Annotated in this window: 19 protein-coding genes and 1 pseudogene; 10 read left to right on the top strand and 10 right to left on the bottom strand. The window is 59.7% G+C overall.

Annotated elements, in window-relative coordinates:
* Positions 1-40 precede the first annotated feature (40 nt).
* The gene (locus ACYP2Q_RS12450; RefSeq protein WP_459730736.1) at positions 41-325 is read right to left on the bottom strand and encodes a helix-turn-helix domain-containing protein; all 285 of its coding nucleotides are present in this window, start codon (positions 323-325) and stop codon (positions 41-43) included.
* 779 nt (positions 326-1,104) lie between these two features.
* Between ACYP2Q_RS12450 and ACYP2Q_RS12445 the strand changes: the two genes are divergently transcribed.
* Positions 1,105-1,386: a DUF3077 domain-containing protein gene (locus ACYP2Q_RS12445; RefSeq protein ID WP_459730735.1), complete on the top strand. Its 282-nt coding sequence runs from the start codon at positions 1,105-1,107 to the stop codon at positions 1,384-1,386.
* Positions 1,387-1,443: 57 nt separating this feature from the next.
* Here the strand turns inward: ACYP2Q_RS12445 and fic are convergent, their stop codons facing one another.
* On the bottom strand, positions 1,444-2,568 hold the full coding sequence (gene fic / locus ACYP2Q_RS12440; RefSeq protein WP_459730734.1) for a protein adenylyltransferase Fic: 1,125 nt from the start codon (positions 2,566-2,568) through the stop codon (positions 1,444-1,446).
* Between the two features lie 271 nt (positions 2,569-2,839).
* Positions 2,840-4,126 carry an OprD family porin gene (locus ACYP2Q_RS12435; protein WP_459730733.1) on the bottom strand — a complete coding sequence of 429 codons (1,287 nt, stop codon included), beginning with the start codon at positions 4,124-4,126 and terminating at the stop codon, positions 2,840-2,842.
* A 456-nt stretch (positions 4,127-4,582) separates the two neighbouring features.
* Here ACYP2Q_RS12435 and ACYP2Q_RS12430 point away from each other — a divergent pair.
* Positions 4,583-5,179: pseudogene (locus ACYP2Q_RS12430) on the top strand (TonB-dependent receptor); the annotation flags it as partial.
* Between the two features lie 197 nt (positions 5,180-5,376).
* Here the strand turns inward: ACYP2Q_RS12430 and ACYP2Q_RS12425 are convergent.
* The 4 genes from ACYP2Q_RS12425 to ACYP2Q_RS12410 all read right to left on the bottom strand — a co-directional run bounded on the left by ACYP2Q_RS12425 (position 5,377) and on the right by ACYP2Q_RS12410 (position 11,002).
* Positions 5,377-5,589: a hypothetical protein gene (locus ACYP2Q_RS12425; RefSeq protein ID WP_459730732.1), complete on the bottom strand. Its 213-nt coding sequence runs from the start codon at positions 5,587-5,589 to the stop codon at positions 5,377-5,379.
* A gap of 244 nt (positions 5,590-5,833) precedes the next feature.
* Positions 5,834-6,940, bottom strand: a complete 1,107-nt coding sequence (aguA, locus tag ACYP2Q_RS12420) for an agmatine deiminase (RefSeq protein ID WP_459730731.1) — start codon at positions 6,938-6,940, stop codon at positions 5,834-5,836.
* Between the two features lie 5 nt (positions 6,941-6,945).
* Positions 6,946-7,824 carry an N-carbamoylputrescine amidase gene (aguB, locus tag ACYP2Q_RS12415; protein ID WP_459730730.1) on the bottom strand — a complete coding sequence of 293 codons (879 nt, stop codon included), beginning with the start codon at positions 7,822-7,824 and terminating at the stop codon, positions 6,946-6,948.
* A 265-nt stretch (positions 7,825-8,089) separates the two neighbouring features.
* Positions 8,090-11,002: an aminotransferase gene (locus ACYP2Q_RS12410; RefSeq protein ID WP_459730729.1), complete on the bottom strand. Its 2,913-nt coding sequence runs from the start codon at positions 11,000-11,002 to the stop codon at positions 8,090-8,092.
* 189 nt (positions 11,003-11,191) lie between these two features.
* Here ACYP2Q_RS12410 and rfbC point away from each other — a divergent pair, with 189 nt between their 5' ends.
* The 4 genes from rfbC (at position 11,192) to ACYP2Q_RS12390 (ending at position 15,537) form a co-directional block, all read left to right on the top strand.
* Entirely contained in the window at positions 11,192-11,737 is a 546-nt protein-coding gene (gene rfbC / locus ACYP2Q_RS12405) for a dTDP-4-dehydrorhamnose 3,5-epimerase (protein ID WP_459730728.1), read from the top strand.
* Between the two features lie 104 nt (positions 11,738-11,841).
* A complete protein-coding gene (locus ACYP2Q_RS12400) occupies positions 11,842-13,650 on the top strand; it encodes a sensor histidine kinase (protein WP_408599488.1) in 1,809 nt (602 codons plus the stop codon).
* Entirely contained in the window at positions 13,647-15,041 is a 1,395-nt protein-coding gene (locus tag ACYP2Q_RS12395; protein WP_459730727.1) for a sigma-54-dependent transcriptional regulator, read from the top strand. Before ACYP2Q_RS12400 ends, ACYP2Q_RS12395 begins: the two co-directional genes overlap by 4 nt.
* A gap of 40 nt (positions 15,042-15,081) precedes the next feature.
* Positions 15,082-15,537, top strand: a complete 456-nt coding sequence (locus tag ACYP2Q_RS12390) for a YiiD C-terminal domain-containing protein (protein ID WP_459730725.1) — start codon at positions 15,082-15,084, stop codon at positions 15,535-15,537.
* A gap of 11 nt (positions 15,538-15,548) precedes the next feature.
* On the opposite strand, the gene cysQ is transcribed toward ACYP2Q_RS12390, so the two are convergent.
* Both cysQ and nudE read right to left on the bottom strand, forming a co-directional pair.
* Positions 15,549-16,376 (bottom strand): 3'(2'),5'-bisphosphate nucleotidase CysQ, encoded by an 828-nt coding sequence (gene cysQ, locus ACYP2Q_RS12385; protein ID WP_459730724.1) that lies wholly within the window; start codon positions 16,374-16,376, stop codon positions 15,549-15,551.
* Positions 16,373-16,939 (bottom strand): ADP compounds hydrolase NudE, encoded by a 567-nt coding sequence (nudE, locus tag ACYP2Q_RS12380; protein WP_459730723.1) that lies wholly within the window; start codon positions 16,937-16,939, stop codon positions 16,373-16,375. Before nudE ends, cysQ begins: the two co-directional genes overlap by 4 nt.
* 88 nt (positions 16,940-17,027) lie before the next feature.
* Between nudE and yrfG the strand changes: the two genes are divergently transcribed.
* Positions 17,028-17,690, top strand: a complete 663-nt coding sequence (gene yrfG / locus ACYP2Q_RS12375; RefSeq protein WP_459730722.1) for a GMP/IMP nucleotidase — start codon at positions 17,028-17,030, stop codon at positions 17,688-17,690.
* Positions 17,691-17,810: 120 nt separating this feature from the next.
* On the opposite strand, the gene lysM is transcribed toward yrfG, so the two are convergent.
* Entirely contained in the window at positions 17,811-18,260 is a 450-nt protein-coding gene (gene lysM, locus ACYP2Q_RS12370; protein WP_438661610.1) for a peptidoglycan-binding protein LysM, read from the bottom strand.
* Positions 18,261-18,389: 129 nt separating this feature from the next.
* Here lysM and ACYP2Q_RS12365 point away from each other — a divergent pair, with 129 nt between their 5' ends.
* The 3 genes from ACYP2Q_RS12365 (at position 18,390) to ACYP2Q_RS12355 (ending at position 22,555) form a co-directional block, all read left to right on the top strand.
* On the top strand, positions 18,390-19,277 hold the full coding sequence (locus ACYP2Q_RS12365; protein ID WP_459730721.1) for a LysR family transcriptional regulator: 888 nt from the start codon (positions 18,390-18,392) through the stop codon (positions 19,275-19,277).
* A gap of 93 nt (positions 19,278-19,370) precedes the next feature.
* The gene (gene fdhD / locus ACYP2Q_RS12360) at positions 19,371-20,210 is read left to right on the top strand and encodes a formate dehydrogenase accessory sulfurtransferase FdhD (protein WP_459730720.1); all 840 of its coding nucleotides are present in this window, start codon (positions 19,371-19,373) and stop codon (positions 20,208-20,210) included.
* Positions 20,207-22,555 (top strand): FdhF/YdeP family oxidoreductase, encoded by a 2,349-nt coding sequence (locus ACYP2Q_RS12355; RefSeq protein WP_459730719.1) that lies wholly within the window; start codon positions 20,207-20,209, stop codon positions 22,553-22,555. Before fdhD ends, ACYP2Q_RS12355 begins: the two co-directional genes overlap by 4 nt.
* Positions 22,556-22,714: the final 159 nt, after the last annotated feature.

The raw sequence follows: 22,714 nt of genomic DNA, 5'->3' as shown, positions 1-22,714 counted from the left end.
TACGTATCACCCGTCAATAACTATCAACCTCTCCCTTAACTCAAATCGCGTGCAGATCACGCAAAGCCTCAGGATGCTGACTCGCAACACGTAGCAGCGTCTGCGCTGCTCCCGTCGGCTGCCTCCGCCCTTGCTCCCAGTCTTGCAACGTCCGCAAGCTGACTCCAATCAATTTGGCAAATGCACTTTGAGAAACACCCACTTTTGCCCGTGCTTCAGCAGCCGCTGACAATGGAACCTCGGTCACATGAGCCGCTTTGCCGGCTTTCATTTGACGCACAGAGTCCAGCAAGTCTTTCTGGAAATGCTCCAGTTCATTGACCATTGCTGATTTCCTCCTTCAGTTACTTGAGGAAGGCTGCAGGTAAATTGTTGAGTATCGCCTTGGTATAGGCGATCAGCTACCAGATAGAGCCCTTCTGCAAGCGCATTGTAATAAATGACGCGGGTACCACCTCATTTGCCCCTCCCGCTACGGGACCAAGGAACCTTGCGCAGATCATCGCTGGCGGGAACCACATCACCAGCCACCGGATTTGCCGCTGGCCAGGTATTTAATTCATGACGTTCGCCATCCTCCCAGATGGATTAAGCATAACGTTTGAAAATTTCGGTTTCGATGATTATGAACATGGCCTTAACTATACGGCTTTGCCGTATAGGCAAGCAACACGCGTTTATCTGAGTGGAGTCGACATCGGGAGCAAATCTCCGCAATCAGCGAACATCAACGAAATCAGCCAAGGCCACCACCTAGCCACGATTGCGCATCTGTCATCCTCAAGCTACCTTCGATCGTCGCTGCCAATTCAGCGACCGGGCCTGATAACCCGAGTAAGATACGGGCGCACAAGCGCCACCAATCACGATTGCCGGCGCTTTTTTGTGTCTGCGCAATCGTGCAATGGCGGCTGTGCGTGGGAGACCTTCGGGTCTGCCGGGTTCCTGTATCTCCGGTTTATCAGCCCGCGCATAGCTGCCACCCATTCGCCTGATAACGAACGTGGTAGCTCTCAATTTGATATGGGAGTTTTACACATGATCGCTACTGGCCCGTCTTCTTTACAATTCATCTACCACCTCCCAAAAAGGAGGCGTGTCTAAATGACAAACCCCCAAGACATGAAAACCGTCGGCCTCACCCCCTTCTCCTACCACGCTAACGAACCGCTCTTCCGCGTCAACGCCGGGGTTCCAGTGATCCACGCCCTTTACCACGCGTCCGATTTGCTCCACGTAGCTAAGCTTTTAGCGTCAGACGCAGCCATGGTTCGTGATACCGACCGGCATGCCTGGGCATCTCACTTTTTGCAGGAGATGAGTAAAGCGATCATCGATGATGTGGTGAAGGTTTTAGATGCGCCGATAAACAATCGCAGTCAGTGACTGCATGAGCAAAAAAAGCCCCGAATCATTCGGGGCTGTTTCTTTTCGATTCGCGCGTTAACCGGCGTAACGTTTGAATTCATTACTGTCACGGCTGAGCAACTGCATCAGTTTCGGATGGATAAACAGCTTCTCCTTGCCCACCTGAACCTCCTCCAACACACCAATCGTGACCAGATCTTTCAGGTGACGTGAAGCAGCCTGTCGTTGAGCAACCTTCTTGTCGACCACGTTGCTGATACGGCAGTAGGGCTGTTCGAAGATGACGTCCACCAACTCACGCGAGTAGGTTTTGGGTAGTCGGTCACGCACAAATTGAGTGGTGTGTTCGGACAATGTGCGGATTGCGGCAATTTTGGCTGTCGTCCAACGAGCGGTTTCCTCCACAGCACTGAGCATGAATAACAACCATGGCTCCCACGCCTGTTGGGTCGTCACCTCCAGCAAGAGTCGATAGTAGTCAGCACGTTGGGCAATGATGTAGCGACTGAGGTACAGAATCGGCAGGTTCAGCAAGCCTTCCTGAATCAGAAACAGAGTATTGATAACCCGCCCGGTTCGACCATTGCCGTCGACAAAAGGATGGATGGCTTCAAATTGATAATGCCCGACCGCCATGCGAACAAGTGGATCGAGATCGGTTTCGTAGTGCAGAAAACGCTCCCAGTTGGCGAGAAGGTTGCGCAAGTGTTCTTCTCCTTCGGGCGGGGTATAGATGACCTCACCCGTCCGGTCATTCGCGAGCTGTGTGCCGGGTGTACGGCGAATATCCAGCTGCACCCCCTTCAACGTGCGGCAAATTTCCACGGCGGTGTTGGTGGATAGCGGTCGTTCAGCCAGGGACTGGAAGCCTTGGCTCAGCGCCGTTCGATAGCGCAGCGCTTCTTTGGTGGCCGGGTCTGCGTGGTTTTCCGTGTCTTGGGCATGCTGGAACAGCAAATCCGTGGTGGTGACGATGCTTTCTATTTCCGAGCTAGCCTTGGCTTCCAGCAACGGAATGGTATTGATCAGAACTGTCTGGTTAGGAATCAACTCGGCTGCCTGTTTCAACTCGGCCAGTGCAGTCCGTGCCTCAATGCATTTCTTGAGGACTGCACGTGTTTCCAGCTCGATACCCGGAGGTAATAGCGGCAGTTGGTTGAATGGCCTGTCAGCCTGCCATGGCAGCAGCGGTTCGGTCATGGACGGGATCCTGATAGTTTTGTTTGTTTTTTGAGCAGAAAGAGGGTTCGCTCATGTCGCCAGTGTAGACATGACGCCTTAACGTGTCGCAATTTTCCACTTTTTGCGACACGTATTCGGAATATGTCGCCGCGGACGACACGTTCCCAACACATGTTCCCGAAATCGACTTTTGACGACATGAGCCACTGAGCACGCGAAAAAAAGCCCCGAACGAGTCGAGGCTTCTTCTTTTCGGCCTTGAATCAGGCCTCGATACCGCAACCCATCATCAGAAAATATTGATCGGGTAATCCACGAACACACGCACTTCGTTACCGCTGACGTTGTACTCGCTCGACTTCTGCGACACGCGCAGGATCGAGCTGCGCAGTTTCACGCTCAGGTCTTTGGCCGGACCGCTTTGTACAACGTATTTGAACTGGTTGAAAATTTCGCGCTCGGTGCCGCCTTCGCTGGTGGAGGTGGTGATGTTGTCACCGCGTACGTAGGCGAAGTTGTAGCTCAGGCCCGGGACACCGAAGGTGCTGAAGTCCAGGCCGTAGCCCAGTTGCCAGCTGCGTTCGTCTTCGGCGTTGAAGTCGGACCAGTAGGAGTTGGCCAGATAGATGGTGTTGCCACCGTCGCCGACCCGGTTCTGGTCTTTCTGGTAGCCACCGTAGGCGTAGCCCAGGTTGCTATCGCCGGTGCTGCGCTGGTGCGCCAGGGTGAACGAGTGCGGGCCGGTGGCGAAGGTGGCTGCCAGGCTCCAGATCTTGTTGTCGTCGCCGGTAATGCCGTTATCACGGACGTAGGAGTCGTCCAGTTTGGTCCGGTAGCCGTTGAAGTCCAGGGTCAGGGACTGATCCTTGTCGAACGGGAACACGTAGTTGGCGTTCACGTATTGCTTCTTCAGCACGTCTTCAACGTCCGACGCGTATAGCCCGGCCTTGAATTGTTCGGTGAACTGGTAGCTACCGCCCAACACGTTGATCGACTTCAGGCCACCACTGTCACGGCCTTCGGCGCTTTTGCGCGATTCGGCGGTGAAGCGACCGGCGTTCAGTTCCAGGCCCTTGATCTCCTTGGAGGTGATCAGGGTACCGGTGTAGCTTTCCGGCAGCAGACGACCATTGTCGTAGCTCAGTACCGGCAGGACCGGCATTTGATCGCCGTAGGTCAGCGTTGTGCTGGACAGGCGGAATTTGACGGCTGCACCACCTTTGGCCAGGTCGTCAGCCGGCTCGCCGCTGGCGCCCTGCTTGAAAAAATCGATGCCTTGGGCGCCGCTGCGGTCTTCATTGCGCTCCAGGTTAAGCGCGTACAGACCAAAGGCATCCACACCCACGCCGATGGGGCCTTGGGTAAAGCCGGACGAGAAGGTACCGATGGCCGCTTGGCCCCACTCGGATTTGTCCGGGTTGCCGTCTTTGTAGTCACGGTTCATGTAGGCATTGCGCAGCAACACTTTGAGGCTGCTGTCTTCAACAAATCCCTTGGATTCGGCCTGGTCGTTAGCCATGGCCTGTGTAGCGCTCAAAATCCCCAGAGCGATCAGGCTGATTCGCTTGTTCAACATGTTGTTTTCCTTATTACGGGTTGAAACGCGCTGTGTCGAACGGCCGAAACGGCGCTATTGCGCTCTTTTTTCATTCCGCAAACAAAAAGGCCCGCCCACGATCACTCGCGGCGGGCCTTTTAATTATTTTTCGGTCATGGCGGTCTGCCACAGGCGTTGGCCGGATCCTAGCCGCGGCCTTAATGATATGTCAATTTCATGAATCGTCTATAACCAGGCGAAATTCGTCTAAGAAACGAGTTTACTTGGCAGAAAACTTCAACTGGAGCGCAGTCCCATCGCCGTCGAATGAAGTTGAACAGCCAAAAGTAACAATTGCGACACAATTGGAAACAATCAAACAGAAGAGCTTCTCAGGAATAATTAACGCAAGTAAATAGCAAGCATTATCATTCGCGCCGTTCTTGTTGCACCCCTAAAAATCCTACGGATGCGTTCTTCAATGCCTGCCCCTTTTCGCCTTACGACCTGAGCCCGGAGCTGACCAGACAGAAAGAGATCGGCGTGAAAAGCGACTGGCTCGACGACCGCCTGAGCACCACGCTGGCGATCTATGAGCTGGAACTCTACAACCGCCGCACCAGCGACCCGAACAACCCGACCATAACCTTGCTGACCGGTAAACAACGTTCGCGCGGGATCGAGCTGACCGCCACCGGCAAGATCACCGGCAACTGGTATGTGCGCGGTGGCGTGGGTCTTCAGGACGCCACCATCGAGGAAGACAACAATGGCTTCGAAGGCAATCGCATCAGCAAGGTGGCCAAGCGTAACGGCAGCCTGTTCGTGACCTGGAAACCGGAAATGGGCTGGTACGCCGAAACCGGTTTGACCCTGGTTGGCGATCGTTATGCCGACAATCTCAACACCACCGTGCTGCCGGGTCATGGGCGCTGGGATGCCTTGGCTGGCTTCAGGCAGAAGGATTGGGATTTGCGCGCGGCGCTGAACAACATCAGCGACAAGACGTATTACACGTCGGCCACCAGTGCGGCGCAGATTCAGCCGGGTGAGCCGCGGAGTGTGGTAGTGACTGGAACCTACAGTTTCTAAACACCGCCAACCTGTAGGAGCTGGCTTGCCAGCGATGGCGGTTTTTCATCCGACATCAATGTTGAATGTGATGGCCTCATCGCTGGCAAGCCAGCTCCTACAGTGGTTTGGCGTAGTTCGTTACAAATCCATCACCCATAAAAAAAGCGCTGCCATCCCGGCAGCGCTTTTCTTTTTTCAATCCGTTGTTGTTCTTCTTATCCTTCCATCACATCCCACAACGCATCCAGTTCCGCTTCGCTGAACAAGCCAGCGGGGTAGCGCTCGATCATCGTCCGGCGCGGATCACTATCTGCGATCTGACGCGTTCCATTGGACTTGAACCAGTGCGCCAGGATCTGCAGCGATTCGCTATTTACCGCCAGGGGATGCAACGCCCGCTCGCTTGCCACATTCACATCGGCGTTCATTTCAACGCTCTCTCCCGGTTTCTGAGCGGCTAACTTATCCAAGGTTTATGACAGAACATCGAAGCTCTCCCCCTCCCCGTTTACTCCAGGCCTGATACAAGAGCTATGCCAATGTTTTTCATTCGCCGACCGGCGGATACAAAAAAGCCCGCAATCCTCAAGGACTGCGGGCTTGCTGTGACACGGCGAGTGGACGCCTTGGCCTGAATTATTTTGCTGTTAACTCAAGCTGTTACAACTGCACTCACTCTTTGTGCGGCGCTGGCTGTTGTTGGGTAAGGCAGTGAATATTGCCGCCTCCCAGTAACAGTTCCCGGCCAGGCACCATGACCACTTCGTGTTGCGGGAACAGTGTCTGCAAAATCTCTTTTGCCGGACCATCCAGCGGGTCGTCGAAACTCGGGGCAATGATGCCGCCGTTGACGATCAGGAAATTCACGTAGGAGCCGGCCAGGCGAACGGTCGGGTTACGCTCCTGGGTACCGTCAACCGGATCAACACCGGCGCATTCTTCCTCCGTCGCAAAAAGCGGCCCCGGAATCGGCATCTTGTGCACCGTGAACGGGCGTCCCTTGGCGTCGGTGCTGCCTTGCAGCACTTTCATGGCCGCCTGGCAGCGCGGGTAGTTCGGGTCCTGCGGGTCGTCGGTCCAGGCCAACAGCACTTCACCCGGACGCACGTAGCAGCAGAAGTTATCCACATGGCCGTCGGTTTCGTCGTTGAACAGGCCGTCCGGCAACCAGATGATCTTATCCACAGACAGGTGCGCGGTGAGCACCGCTTCGATTTCCGCACGGTTCATGTGCGGGTTGCGATTGCGGTTGAGCAGGCATTCTTCGGTGGTGATCAGCGTGCCTTCGCCATCGACATGGATCGAACCGCCTTCAAGCACGAAGCCCTCAGTGCGGTAGCGTTGGCTGCGCTCGATCTCGAGGATCTTGCCGCCCACCTGCGAGTCGCGGTTCCACGGCGAGTACAAGCCACCGTCAAAACCACCCCACGAGTTGAAGTCCCAGTTCACGCCCCGGACTTCGCCGTTGTTGTTGATCACGAACGTCGGGCCGGTGTCCCGGACCCAGGCGTCGTCGCTGGACATCTCGACAACGCGGATATTCGGTACGTCCAGGCGAGCACGGGCGTTTTCGTATTGGCCGGCGGACACCGCCACGGTGACCGGTTCGAAACGGGCGATGGCCTTGGCCACCGCTACGTGCGCGGCTTGCGCCGGCTTGCCGCCCAGGCGCCAGTTGTCCGGACGCTCGGGCCAGATCATCCAGGTCTGGGTTTGTGGTGCCCACTCGGCCGGCATGTAGAAGCCGTCTGCGCGAGGGGTACTGCTCAAAGTGGTCATGTCGATCAGGACTCCAGGGTACCGTCGAGGGTTTTCAGCGCGCTGTACAGGTTCGGACGACGGTCGCGGAACGAGCCCCACGCGCTACGGATGTGTTCCAGTTGGTCGAGGTCGAAAGTGTGAACCAGGATGCCTTCTTCGGTTTCGTTGAGTTCCTGCACCTTCTCGCCGAACTGGTTGGCGATGAACGACGAACCATAGAAGGTAATGTCGTAGCCGTCTTGTTCTTCGTTGCCGATGCGGTTACTGGCGATCAGCGGCATCAGGTTAGCGCCGGCGTGGCCCTGTTGCACGCGTTGCCAGTGATCACGGGACGAAATGGTCTTGTCGTGCGGCTCGCTGCCGATGGCAGTCGGGTAGAACAGGATCTCCGCGCCTTGCAACGCCATGCTGCGCGCAGCCTCGGGGAACCACTGGTCCCAGCAGATGCCCACGCCGATTTTCGCGTAGCGGGTGTTCCATACCTTGAAGCCGGTGTCGCCCGGGTTGAAGTAGTACTTCTCGTGGTAGCCAGGGCCGTCCGGGATGTGGCTTTTACGATAAATCCCGAGGTTGCTGCCGTCGGCATCGATGATCGCGATGCTGTTGAAACGCGCGCGGCCTGCCAGTTCGTAGAAGCTGATCGGCAGCACTACTTGCAGTTCCCTGGCGACTTTCTGGAAGTGCTTGATGGCGACGTTGTCTTCCACCGTCGTTGCCAGCTGCAGGTAATCCGGATTCGGCTTCTGGCAGAAGTACGGCGCTTCGAACAATTCCTGGATCAGGATGATCTGCGCGCCTTTCGCGGCGGCTTCACGGACCAGCCGTTCAGCGACTTCGATATTGCCTTCAAGGTCCCAGGAACAGGCCATCTGGGTGGCGGCGACGGTAACATTACGGCTCATGAATCATCTCCGGGCAAGTGCGTGACGGTCAGGCATGGCTCATCCACGCCCTGGCATTGGCGACTTTATAGCCGATAAATATCGGCTTTAGAAGCTAAAAAAATGCACTCCGTCTAAATCAGCAACAAAAAACCCGATAACAATCGAATTAATACCACCAGCCTTTGTAGGAGCGAGCTTGCTCGCGAAAGCGGTCTATCAGACAGGAATTCATGTCTGACACGGCCTCATCGCGAGCAAGCCCGCTCCTACAGGGGTCGAGTGTTCAGAGACCCTCCGCGAGCACCTTCGAGAGCATGTCGACGAAGAAATCCACGCTCTGGCGCGACGTGACCATCGGCGGCTTGATCTTCAGCACGTTCAGGTAATCACCGGTCGGTTGCATGAAGATCCCCAATTCGCGCAATCGATCGCACAACGCGGTGGTTTCCTCGGTGGCCGGCTCCAGGGTTTCACGGTTGCGGATCAACTCCACCCCCAGATAAAACCCGGAACCGTGCACCGCGCCGACCAACGGATGAATATCGATCAGCGCTTCAAGACGCTCCTTGAAGTACCCGCCGACAACCTGGGCGTTTTCCCAGAGTTTTTCCTCTTCCATCACATCCAGCACCGCCATGCCGATCTGGCAACTGACCGGGCTGCCTCCGGCGGACGAAAAGAAATACCCCTCGGCCTCCAGCGCTTCGGCGATTTCCCGACGGGTGATCACTGCACCCAACGGCTGTCCGTTGCCCATGCCCTTGGCCATGGTGATGATGTCCGGTACCACGCCCTGCTCTTCGAAGCCCCAGAAGAAATGGCCCATGCGCCCGTAACCCACTTGCACTTCGTCGGCGATGCACACACCGCCCTGGGCGCGGACCATTGCGTAAACCTGCTGCAAGTAACCCGGCGGCAGCGAAATACCGCCGGCATTGCCGTATACCGGCTCGCAAATGAAACCGGCCAGTTGGCGTTTTTGCTCGGCGATTTTCGCCAGGTTGTGTTCCACACTGCGCACATAATCCGGTGCACTGTCCGGGCCACGGAATTCACCGCGATAAGTGTTCGGCGCAATCACCGGATGTACCCAGTCCGGGCGGCTGCTCAAGGCCTTGGGGTTGTCGGCGATCGACGTCGATACCGCATCCGCGCCTACCGTCCAGCCGTGATAGGCCTCCAGTACGCTGAGCATGTCGCGCCCGCCGCTGTAGGCCCACGCCAGGCGAATGGCCAGGTCGTTGGCTTCGCTGCCGCTGTTGACGAGGAACACCCGATCCATGCCGTCTGGCGACAGTTTCAGCAAGCGCTCTGAGAACTCGGCCACGGCCGCATAGTTGAACCGTGAGTTGGTGTTGAGCAACGACCACTGGCGGCTGGCGACCGCCGCCATGCGCGGATGGCCGTGGCCGAGTACCGCGACGTTGTTGAGCATGTCGAGGTAAGAGCGGCCCTGCATGTCGATCAAGTGGTTGCGCCAGCCGCGCTCGATGCGCGGCGGGTCGACGTAGTAGTGTTTTTGCGTGCGGGCGAAACTGGCGTCGCGCCGGGCCAGCAAGGTCTGTGAGTCAAGTTCCGCTTCAGCATCGCAAGCCAGCCCCAGCAGCGCCGCAGGCGACGGGCACAACGCTTGCCAGGCGGCGGCGCGCGATGGTGTACAGAACAGCGGTGCACTGATCGACGAGCTTCGGCACAACTGTACGATCAACGGCCCGCTGACCGAGCCCAGCACCTGGCCTTTGACCAGCGCCGCACCGCTGTGCAGCGATGGCGTGACACCCCACAACCGCACACTCAGTTGCGGGCCGTCCAGTTGCAACACCCCGGTCATCGGCTCGTGCACCACCCCGGCAAAAGGCGCTTCGACTGCCGTGCCGTGGGGCACGCGCAACTCGACATGCAGGGGAAAGGTGTCCGGTTCACCGGCAGTGTCCGGGCGCGTGCGCGACAACCGGTATTGCCCATAACGACTGGCCGCCAGGCCGTGGATGGCGGCGGCTTCATCCAACAGGCGCTGATCGACGCCTTCCTGCTCCCAGTTACCGGCCTCGAAATGCGGGCTGAGCACGCCCAGGTCGATCAATGCGAATTCACGCCCCACCAGGCTCGGCAGCAGCGGTGCGAAGCCTTCGCCGCCAATGTCCGGCAGGCGCTGCCCGACGGCCGACAGGATGGCCGCTTCCATCAGCGCCAACGGCACCGACGTGGCCACACGGAAGATCTCCCACTCGTGGACCAGGTTGTCGCGGCTATAGGTGTTGCCCGGATCGATACTCACCTGCTGTTCGCCACTGAGTACCAGTACCGCCGCGCGGGCGACGATCAGCGGCCACAGCGCCAGCAGTTCTTCGTGTTGCAACGGGTTGACCGCGTGATAGGCCTGCACCGCTGGCAAAATGCACAATGGATCGCCTTCGCCATGATGCAGCAACGCTGCACAGGTCACCGACAGATCGGTAATGCGCCAGGTGCGGATCAAGTCGCCGAAATCGATCACACCTTGCAGTTGCCAATGGCGCTGTGCATCTCGCTGCCACACCACGTTGTCATCGGTGATGTCCATGTGAATGGCTTGCACCGGCAACTTGTCTTGCAGTGGCAACAAATGGCGCTCGGCCAGTTCGGACGCTTCAACGATCAGGCGGCGCTGGGTTTCATCCTTGATCACCGGCAGCAGATGCGCGATCAGCGCATGGGCGTGGCGCGCGTCCCACTGCAGGGTTCGCACCAGCCCCGGATGGTCAAAATCCGCCAGTGCCAGGTCCATTTCACCGCACAACCGCCCGAAACCGGCTACCACCGTGCGATTGAAGTGTTCGAGGTGCGTCAGCGACTGACCCTCGATGTAATCCAGCAGACGCACATGCACCGCTTCGCCTGCGACCTCGAGGGACAACAGGTCCGCACCGTTTTTCGCCGCCATCACCCGCGGCACATGGACGTCAGGATGCGCAGCCAGGTGCTTGAGCCCGGCATGCTGGGCTTGCAGCTCGAGCGCTGAATAGTCGCCCCGACAGATTTTCAGGACAAATCGCCCCTGATCACTTTCGACACGAAAGTTAAGATCCTGCTGGCTGCCGAGGGGCTGTAACATTGCGCTCAGCCCGTAATGCGTCTGCAGCAGCTCAAGCGCTTGCTCCGCTGACACTTGCGGGCTGGGCAAACTGGCGCGATGAATCAACGTGGCGAGCGGCATACAACGACCCCTGAAATTTTATTAGGCGCCTATATCGCCACTGCTCGGGGCGATACGCAACCCCCCTCCTCCCGGCTGGCAAGCGGCTTGACCGCTCTAGATGAAGAAAAATTAATGTCCTGTACGCTCGCCCTTACCGAGACTGTAAGCAAGAATGACAACCACATACGCCCTCCGCTGGAGAAAGCCATGAATGTTGTAACTACCGACCTGCCCGGTGTTTTGATCATCGAGCCCAGGGTTTTCGGTGATGAACGTGGTTTTTTCTACGAAAGTTTCAACGCGAAGGCTTTCAAGGAAGCCACCGACCTCGATCCGCATTTCGTTCAGGACAACCATTCGCGCTCCCAAAAGGGTGTGCTGCGCGGGTTGCATTACCAACTGGAAAATACCCAGGACAAACTGGTTCGGGTCTGCACCGGGGAAATCCTTGATGTAGCCGTCGACGTGCGGCGCAGCTCGCCGCATTTCGGCCAATGGATAGCCGTGCGCCTTTCTGCGCAGAATAATCACCAGCTCTGGGTCCCCAAGGGCTTCGCCCACGGTTTCGTAGTGCTGAGTGATTTCGCCGAGGTTCTTTACAAAACCACCGATTACTACACCCCGTCGGCCGAACGCAGCATTCGTTGGGACGACCCCGACCTTGCCATCGACTGGCAGCTGGACATAACGCCGCAACTGTCGGCCAAGGATCAGGCCGGCGTATTTTTCAAAGACGCCGACGTCTTCGCCTGAAACGGGACCTGGGATTCACCGCGAGCAGCACCCGGCCCAAGGTGCGCAGACTGCATCGGCAAGCCTAGGCATAATGCACCTGTACCCACAGGCGCTAGATGCTCATGACTCCGACCCTTCCCCGCAGACCCCGCTGGCGCAGCCTCGCCCTGCTCGCGCTGTGCCTGGCGCCCTTGCTGTGGCCACTGGAGCATCTGGCCGAGCGCTATTACCGCAGCGAACTGGCCGGACAGAATCGCCAGACCCTCGATCTCTACGTCGCCAACCTGCTGGGCACCCTGCATCGCTATGAAGTACTGCCGCAGATCCTCGGCGACCTGCCGGCCCTGCGCGCCGTGCTGGGCGCGCCGGACGATGGCGTCACCCAGGGCAACGCCAACCGACTGCTGAAAAACATCAGTAGCCAGACCGGCGCCGAAGTCATGTACCTGATGGACACCACGGGCAAGACGTTGGCCGCCTCCAACTGGGACAAGCACGACAGCTTCGTCGGCCGTAACTTCGCTTTCCGGCCGTACTTCAGCGAAGCCATGGCCGGGCGGCTCGGACGGTTTTTCGGGCTGGGCACTACATCCGCCAAACGTGGCTATTTCTTCGCCGCTGCCGTGCGCGAGGGCGAGAAAATCACCGGCGTGCTGGTGGTCAAGGTCGACCTCGACCACACCGAAAGCCTGTGGGGAAAAACCCCGGAGCAACTGCTGCTGACCGATCACAACGGCGTGGTCATCCTCACCTCGCGACCGGAATGGCGCTTTCGTTCGACCCGGGAATTGAGCGAAGAAGAACGCAAGGCCATCACCGCGATCCAGCCCTACCCCACCCGCGAGCCCAAGCCGCTGAAGCTCAACCCCAACGCCTGGTTGACCCAGACCCAAGCGATCGCGGAAACCGGCTGGAACGTCAGCATCCTCGCCCCGCGCACCCTGATCGATCGCCCGGTGCGCACAGTGCTCGCCATCGGGGGCGCGACGCTGCTGGTGTTGATGCTGTTGCTCGGCCTGATGATGCAACGCCGCCGTCATTACCTGGAACGGATCGCCTTCGAAGCCAAGGCCCGACGCGAACTGGAAGGTCGGGTGGCGGAGCGCACCAGTGATCTTGAGGGCCTCAACCGTCGACTCAAACAGGAAGTGCTGGAACGCGAACAGGCCCAGCAAGAGCTGGTTCGCGCCCAGGATGACCTGGTGCAGGCCGGCAAGCTGTCGGCCCTGGGAACGATGTCGGCAAGCATCAGCCACGAACTCAACCAACCGCTGGCAGCCATCCGCAGCTACGCGGAAAACGCCGAAGTGTTGCTTGACCACCAGCGCACCGACGATGCCCGCGGCAACCTCAAGCTGATCAGCGAATTGACCGGCCGCATGGCGTCGATCATTGCTCACCTGCGCGCCTTTGCCCGGCGCGATCGCCACGCCCCGGAAAGTGTCGCCCTGCAGCCGGCGCTGGACGATGCCCTGGCCTTGCTGGCCAAGCGTCGGCGCAGCATGGAAGTCGAGCTGATCCGCGACTTGCCCGCCGCCACGTTGTGGGTCGAGGCCGGAGAAACCCGCCTGCGCCAGGTGCTGGGTAACCTGCTTGCCAATGCCCTGGATGCCCTGACGGAAAAAGGCCCGCCACGTAAACTCTGGTTGAGTGCCCAATCCACCGCCGAAGGCGTCAACCTGTACATTCGCGACAACGGCCCCGGGTTCTGCCTGGAGGCCCTCGGTCGCGCCAGCGAGCCCTTCTACACCACCAAGACCCGCACCCAGGGCCTTGGCTTGGGGCTGGCGATCTGCGAGACCCTGATGCGCGCCTTCGGCGGCGAATTGTCATTCGCCAACCACAAGGAAGGCGGCGCCCTGATTACCCTGAAACTGCGCGCAGGCGCACCGGGTGTGAGCCTGCAACCGTCCGAGGACCGAAGTGCATGACCATCGACAACCGCATCCAGGTCGTGTTGATCGACGACGATCCCCACCTGCGTCAGGCCTTGAGCCAGACCCTTGACCTGGCCGGCCTGAAGATTCTGCCGCTGGCCGAGGCCAAAGGCCTGGCCGCGCAACTGGAGCGCGACTGGCCGGGCGTGGTCGTCAGTGATATCCGCATGCCCGGCATGGACGGCATCGAACTGCTGACCGAACTCCACGCCCAGGACCCGGAACTGCCGGTGCTGCTGATCACCGGCCACGGTGATGTGCCGCTGGCGGTGCAAGCCATGCGCGCCGGGGCCTATGACTTTCTGGAAAAACCCTTCGCCAGCGACGCGCTGCTCGACAGTGTGAGGCGCGCCCTGGCATTGCGCCGACTGGTGCTGGACAACCGCAGCCTGCGCCTGGCCTTGAGCGATCGCAATGAATTGAGCACACGCCTGGTCGGGCAGTCGCCCTCGATGCTGCGCCTGCGTGAGCAGATCGGCGCCTTGGCGGCGACCCGGGCGGACGTGCTGATACTCGGTGAGACCGGGGCCGGTAAAGAAGTGGTGGCCCGCGCCCTGCATGACCTGTCGAGTCGTCGCAATGGTCCGTTCGTGGCGATCAACGCCGGGGCGCTGGCCGAGTCGGTGGTCGAAAGCGAGCTGTTCGGCCACGAGCCAGGCGCTTTCACCGGCGCGCAGAAACGGCGCATCGGCAAGTTCGAGTTTGCCAACGGCGGCACGCTGTTTCTCGATGAGATCGAAAGCATGAGCCTGGACGTCCAGGTGAAATTGCTGCGTTTGTTGCAAGAGCGTGTGGTCGAACGCCTGGGTGGCAATCAACTGATCCCGCTGGACATCCGCATCATCGCCGCCACCAAGGAAGACCTGCGCCAGGCCGCCGATCACGGCCGCTTCCGCGCCGACTTGTACTATCGCCTGAACGTCGCGCCATTGCGCATTCCTCCCCTGCGCGAACGCGGTGAAGATGCGCTGATGCTGTTCCAGCATTTCGCCGATGAAGCCAGCGGCCGCCACGGCTTGCCGCCCCATGAACTGCAACCCGGACAACGCGCCCTGCTGTTGCGCCACACCTGGCCCGGCAACGTGCGCGAGCTGCAAAATGCGGCCGAACGCTTCGCCCTGGGCCTTGAATTGGCGCTGGACAACAATGAGGTGCAAGGCTCGAGTGGCACGACGGTAGACATGGTCAGCGGCGGGTTGAGCGAGCAGGTGGAAAACTTCGAAAAAACCCTGATTGCCGCCGAACTGGCACGCTCGCACAGCTCGGTGCGCAGCGTCGCCGAGGCGCTTGGCATTCCGCGCAAGACCTTGCACGACAAATTGCGCAAGCACGGCCTGAGCTTTGCCGACAGCGGCACCTCCACCCACGGCGACGACCTCGATTGAGCCGCCGCCCATTCATCCACTGCAAACAAGAGGCCCCTGAATGAGCCGCGACAGTCGTCAACTGGAATCCGTCCTCCACCACGACATTCCCCTCACCCGGGACATGGGCCTGAAGGTGCTCGACTGGCACGATCAGCAACTGCGCCTGTATTTGCCGCTGGATGCCAACGTCAACCACAAGAGCACCATGTTCGGCGGCAGCCTGTATTGCGGTGCGGTACTGGCCGGTTGGGGCTGGCTGCATTTACGTCTGAAAGAAGAAGGGATAACCGACGGGCACATCGTCATCCAGGAAGGGCAGATCAACTACCCGCTGCCGGTGACAGGCGATGCACACGCCATTTGCCAGGCGCCGAGTGCGCAGGTGTGGAAGAAATTCCTGGCGATGTATCAACGGTACGGGCGGGCGCGGTTGGCTCTGCACACGCAGGTTGTGAACGCGGGTAGCGATGAGGCTGCGGTGAAGTTTGTCGGGCAGTACGTGTTGCACCAATAAATCAAAAGATTTTAACCCCGAGCCAGCGCCAACAACTGCTCCCGCCACGCTGCCTTGGCCGGCAATGCCAGGAAAAATTCGTTCAGCAGCGATTCCCGCGCCGGATAGCAGAACGGCGCTCCCTTCAAATCCAGCACCTCGCCACCCGCCCCTTCGAGCACGCCTTGAGCCGCCGCCGTGTCCCACTGCGAAGTCGGCGCCAGGCGTGGATAACAATCCGCTGCCCCCTCCGCCAACAGGCAGAACTTCAGGGAGCTGCCGATATTGGCCAGCTCCAGTTCACCCAGGCTGGCGCTCAAGCCGGCCAACAGGCGTTCCTGCTCTGGACTGGAATGGCGACGACTGGCAACCACGGTGAACGATTGGCCGGGGGCCGGCACATCACGCACCTGAATCGCCAGGGGCGTGCCACCTTGATCGCCACGCCACGCGCCGAGCCCGGCACCACCGACATAGAAGCGCCCGTTGGTCGGCATCGACACCACGCCAAACACCACGCGGCCCTGCTCGATCAGCGCGATGTTGACCGTGAACTCTTCGCTGCCGGAGATGAATTCCTTGGTGCCGTCCAGCGGGTCCACCAGCCACCAACGCTGCCATCCGGCACGCACACTCTGGGGAATGTTGGCGTCTTCCTCGGACAGCACCGGGATGCTCGGATCGAGCGCGGTCAGCCCGGCGAGAATCAGATGATGTGCGGCCAGGTCGGCGGCCGTCACGGGAGAATCATCCGCCTTGGCGGTCACCGCCGTGCCGGTGCGCCAGAACGGCAGGATCGCCTCGCCGGCCTGCAACGCCAGTTCAACCACCGGCGCCATCAATGGATGGGGAAAATTCATGGCTGGAACACCCCGCGCTGGGTCAGCAGGTCACGGGCCAGGTACAGCGCCGCCAAGGCACGGCCTTCGGTGAATTTCGGGTTCTGCGCCAGCGCCGACAACTCGCGCAGGTTGACCTTGTCCATGCCCATCGGCTCAGGTTCGTCACCTTCCAGGCGTTCTTCGTACAGGTCAGTGGCCAATACCACCTGGATTTTCTGGCTCATGTAGCCGGGGGACAACGACAGCTCGGTCAGATGTTCAAGCTGTCGCGCGCCAAAACCGGCCTCTTCCTTGAGCTCGCGCTCGGCTGCGGCCAACACGTCCTCACCTGGCTCGATCAAGCCCTTGGGCAGCGAGAATTCATATTCATCGGTACCGCCGCAGTATTCCTCGACCAGTACGGCATGGTCCGCATCGAGCATCGCCACGATCATTACGGCGCCATAACCTGCGCCCTTGCCGACCAGCCGCTCATAGGTGCGCTCCACGCCATTGGAAAAACGCAGCTTCAGCTCCTCGACGCAGAACAAACGGCTGGTGGCGACAATCTCGCGGGCGAGGATGGTGGGTTTCTGGCGCATGAGCGGCTCCTGGGCGATAGCGGGTTACTATACCCGGCCTATCCTGATTGTTGTTCCCGGATACCTTTTTTACCGCTGGAGAAGTTTTATGTCCCTGCTGCCCTGGCGCGACATCGATACCGTTCTGCTCGACATGGACGGCACGCTGCTGGACCTGCACTTCGACAACCATTTCTGGCTGGAGCACCTGCCAAAGCGCTATGCGCAATGGCACGGGGTGAGCCGGGCCATGGCCGATATGGAATTGCAGCCCCTGTTTGAACGCAATGCCGGTCAGCTGCAGTGGTACTGCCTGGATTTCTGGAGTGCGGAACTGAAGCTGCCGGTGCGCGAGCTGAAACTGGAAACCGCTCATCTGATCGCCCTGCGCCCGGATGCGGATACCTTCCTGGCCGCGATCAAGCGCGCAGGCAAGCGCGTGGTGCTGATCACCAACGCGCACCGCGATTCGCTGTCATTGAAGCTGGAAAGAATCGAACTGGCGCCCTATTTCGAGCGCCTGATCAGCTCCCATGACTACGGTTTCCCCAAGGAAAACCCGCAATTCTGGGACGCCTTGCAGGCCGACATCGACTTTGACCCGGCGCGCAGCCTGTTCATCGACGATACCTTGCCGATCCTGCGCAGTGCGCGGGATTTTGGCGTGGGACATTTGCTGGCGGTGAAAGAACCGGACAGCCGCAAGGGGCCCAAGGACACGGCCGAGTTTGCGGCGGTCGGGGATTATCGGGATTTGATTGCCGGGCTTTGAGACCGAGGCGTCTGCTTCGCGAGCAAGCCCGCACACAATGGATCTCCACTTAGCATTAAATTCATGCGCAACCATTGTGGAGCGGGCTTGCTCGCGAAGGCCATCACACGGATTCAAGTCTTACTCAGGAATTCTTAGCGACTGACCTGGATAGATCTTGTTCGGGTCCTTGAGCATCGGCTTGTTGGCTTCGAAGATCTTCTGATACTTGTTGGGGTCACCATACACACGCTTGGAGATTGCGCTGAGCGTGTCACCTTTTTCGACGGTGACAAACTTCGCCGGTGTAGCAACCGGTCCGGTCACTGTGATCTGGTCATCAACGCCACTGATACCGGCCACGTTACCCAGCGCCAGGAGAATTTTTTCTTTCTCTTCCTGGCTGGCGGCTTCGCCGGTAGCAATGATTTTTTCACCCTCGACCTTCACCTGAATCTTGGAAGTATCGATTCCCGTGAGCGCATCCTTCACATGCTTGGTCAACGCCTCGCTGTTGGCTTCGGCCTTGTCCGGCGTCAACGCATCGAGGATTTTTTCACCAGCTTCTTTTAGAAAACTGAACAGGCTCATCGTTTCGCTCTCCTTGGGTTTCGGGTTCCAGACGCAAAAGCCTAGACCACGGCAGGCATTTGCCAATCCAAACCGACCAATGACGCCGCTTGCGATAGAATCGGCCCCTTCCCGCCTCCAGGAACGAAGATGGACATCAAGCAGCTGAAATTCCTCATCGCTCTGGACGAAACCCGCCATTTCGGCCAGGCCGCCGCACGCTGCCACATTACCCAGCCGACCCTGTCCATGCGCCTGCGCAGCCTCGAAGAAGAACTCGATCTACCGCTGGTCAATCGCGGCCAGCGTTTCGAAGGCTTCACGGCACCTGGCGAGAGGGTGTTGGCCTGGGCGCGCACCGTGCTGGCAGCCTACGATGGCTTGTATGCGGAGGCAGCCGCCTGTCGCGGCAATCTGGTCGGCACCTTGCGCCTGGGCGTGGTGCCACTGTCGAGCTTCGACCCCTTGCCGCTCTTGCAACGCCTGCACGCGGAACACCCGAACCTGCGATTCGAACTCTCGGCGCTGAGTTCCGAGCAGATCCTCGAACAGCTGGCAAACAATCGCCTGGACCTCGGCGTGTCCTACCTCGAACGCCTGGATGCCGAGCGCTTCGATTCCCTGAGCTTCAGTGAAACCCGCATGGGCCTGCTCTACGACCAGCGATTCTTCACCTTCGGCGAAGCGCCGCTGAGCTGGGAGTCGCTGATCGAATTACCGCTGGGCATGCTCACCAGCGGCATGCATTTTCGCCAGTCCATCGACCACAACTTCCATAGCCGCGGCCTCAACCCGCAGCCTTTGTTGCAAACCGATGCCGTCCATCAACTGTTACAAGCTGTGCACGGCGGCCTGTGCTGCGCGGTAATGCCGTTGGACGGAGGCCTGGAAGGACTGACCGATCATTTGCGCCTGCAACCGATCGAAAACGCCCAGACCCTCGGCCGGCTGGGGCTGATCATGCGTCGCAGCGCACCACGCTCTGCCTTGGCGGAGGCCTGTTTTGCGCTTTATCAGCAATCGCTGATCGGCGCTTGATCGACGGCATCTATCGGTAGATCAGTAATAGCGATTAGACGTGACAAGTTGCCGCGCCTAGTCTTAAAGCTGATCAAACCCCTCGGTGATGCCATGAACGCCAAGCGCCCAGCCTGCGCGGCGCCTACCCTCGAAACGCCCGCGCCCGCCGCCAGCCAAACGTACAGCTACAGCAACCTGGAACACTCGGAGTCGGCCAGCACCGCGCTGGCGGAAGAAGTCGCGCTGGCGATTGCCTATAACGGTATCAGCCAGGCGGTGATGCTGGTAACGCCCTCGGACCTGGAAGACTTCATCGTCGGGTTCAGCCTGGGCAGCGGGATCATTCAGGCCGCCACTGATATTTATGACCTGCAACTTAGCGGCTCAGGGTCAGCGCAATACGCGCAAGTGACCATCGCCAATCGCGCGTTCTGGAACCTCAAGCAACAGCGCCGGCAACTGGCCGGTACCAGCGGTTGCGGGCTGTGCGGCGTGGAAGCGGTCGAGCAGGCATTGCCAGACCTTCAGGTATTGCCCGGCGCCCCTCTGCCACCCATCGAATGGCTCGATGGCTTGCGCCAGCGCATCGGTGCCTTCCAGCCTTTGGGCCAGCATTGCGGTGCCGTGCACGCAGCGGTGTTCATGAACGACCGGGGTGAGTTGCTGATGGGCCGCGAAGACATCGGCCGACACAACGCCCTCGACAAGCTGATCGGTGGCCTTGTCCGCCAAAACATCCAGACCGCTGGCGGGCTGGCGATCGTCACCAGTCGCTGCAGCCTCGAACTGATCCAGAAAGTCTTGCGCGCCGGCATCCAGACCCTGGTCAGCCTGTCATCGCCCACGGGGCTCGCCGTGCAATGGGCCCGCCGCCACAACCTCAACCTCATCCATCTGCCCCAAAAGAATGCGCCGCGGGTCTACAGCCCAGCGTTGGAGAACCAAGCGTGAGTCAACACCGTCAAGCCGACCAGAAACCTGTCCCTCGCTACAAACCCTACACAGGCCCGGCCGGAGGTTGGGGCGCCCTGATCAGCGTCGCCCAGGCCTGGTTGACCAGCGACAACGCGCTGAAAAACCTGCGCATGATGCTCAAGACCAACAAGAACGGCGGCTTCGACTGCCCTGGCTGCGCCTGGGGCGATTCCAACGAAGCCGGCATGGTGATGTTCTGCGAGAACGGCGCCAAGGCGGTGAACTGGGAAGCGACCAAACGCCGCGTCGACGCCAGTTTTTTCGCCAAACACAGCGTTACTTCGCTGCTGGAGCAAAGCGACTATTGGCTCGAATATCAGGGCCGGCTGACCGAGCCGATGAGCTATGACGCCGAGACCGATCGCTACAAGCCGATCAGTTGGGACGCGGCCTTTGCGCTGATCGCCAAGCACCTGAATGGCTTGTCGAGCCCGGATCAGGCCGAGTTCTACACTTCGGGTCGGGCCAGTAACGAAGCGGCTTTTTTGTACCAGCTGTTTGTGCGCGCCTACGGCACCAACAACTTCCCCGACTGCTCGAACATGTGCCACGAAGCCAGCGGCGTGGCGTTGTCACAAAGTGTCGGCGTCGGCAAAGGCACCGTGACCTTCGACGACTTCGAACACGCCGATGCGATTTTCGTCTGGGGCCAGAACCCGGGCACCAACCATCCACGGATGCTCGAACCTTTGCGTGAAGCGGTGAAACGCGGCGCACAAGTGGTGTGCATCAACCCGCTGAAAGAGCGCGGCCTGGAACGCTTCCAGCACCCGCAACACCCGATCGAAATGCTCACCAACGGCGACAAACCAACCAACACCGCGTACTTCCGTCCGGCACTGGGCGGCGACATGGCAATCATGCGCGGCATGGCCAAGTTCCTGCTGCAATGGGAGCGCGACGCACAGAAAGCGGGCGCAACTGCGGTGTTCGATCACGCCTTCCTCAATGAACACAGCGTCAATGTACTGGACTACCTGGCCGCCATCGACGAAACCCCATGGGAGCAGATCGTCGAGCAGTCCGGCCTGCCTCTGGTGGAAATCGAGCGTGCGGCGCGCATGTACGCCAAGGGCAAGAACGTCATCATGTGCTGGGCCATGGGCATCACCCAGCATCGCCATTCGGTGGCGACCATCCAGGAAATCGCCAACCTGATGTTGCTGCGCGGCAACATCGGTCGGCCAGGCGCCGGCCTGTGCCCGGTGCGTGGCCACAGCAACGTGCAGGGCGACCGGACCATGGGTATCAACGAACGGCCACCCGTGGCGTTCCTCGATGCCCTGGAGCGTCGCTTCCAATTCAAGGTACCGCGCGAAAACGGCCATAACGTGGTCGAGGCGATTCATGCCATGGCCCAAGGTCGGGCCAAAGTCTTTATCGGCCTGGGCGGCAACTTCGCCCAAGCCACTCCGGACAGCCCGCGCACCTTCCAGGCCCTGCGCAACTGTGACCTGACCGTGCAGATCAGCACCAAGCTCAACCGCAGCCATCTGACTCACGGCAAAGACGCCCTGATCCTGCCGTGCCTGGGCCGTACCGACATCGATATCCAGACTGAAGGCGCGCAAGCGGTGACCGTCGAAGATTCGTTCAGCATGGTCCACGCCTCCAACGGACAGTTGCAGCCACTGTCGAACCAGATGCGCTCGGAACCGGCGATCCTGGCCGGCATTGCCGCCGCGACCCTGGGCAGCCATCCGGTGGACTGGAACTGGCTGGTGGCCGACTACAGGCGCATCCGCGACCTGATTGCCGAGACCATTGCAGGCTTCAAAGACTTCAACGAAAGGATCAAGAATCCAGGCGGCTTCTACCTGGGCAACAGCGCCGGCGCGCGCAAATGGAACACCGCATCCGGCCGCGCCAACTTCCGCCCGAACGCGCTGCCCAGGGATCTGGTTCACGAACGTACCCGCGCCACCGGTGTGTTGCCGGACCTGATCATGCAATCGATGCGCTCCCACGATCAGTACAACACCACGATCTATGGCCTCAATGACCGTTATCGCGGGGTGAAAGGCCAACGTGATGTGTTGTTCGTCAACGAAGCCGACATCATTCGCCTGGGCTTCAAGCCGGGGCAGAAGGCTGACATCGTGTCGATCTGGGATGATGGCCTGGAGCGTCGGGTGAAGGGCTTCACGCTGCTGGCGTTCGATATCCCGGCGGGTCAGGCGGCGGCGTATTATCCGGAAGTGAACCCGCTGGTGCCGCTGGAAAGCACCGGGGATGGCAGCCATACGCCAACGTCGAAGTTCGTGGCGATCCGGTTGGAAGCGGCGAGTGAAACCGGGCTGATCATGGCCAGGTCAGCCTGAAGCAAAATCAAAAGATCGCAGCCTTCGGCAGCTCCTACACTGCTCCCTGTAGGTGCTGCCGAAGGCTGCGATCTTTTAGCTCTGCCATGGCAGATCCAATTTCCAAACGCCCACAAAAAAGGCCGTTTTCTCATGAAAACGGCCTATCCGAAGTAATAA

Source organism: Pseudomonas sp. MHK4, from assembly GCF_054600775.1.
Note: the sequence above shows the minus strand (reverse complement) of the source record. Positions and strands in the feature narration are given on the sequence as shown.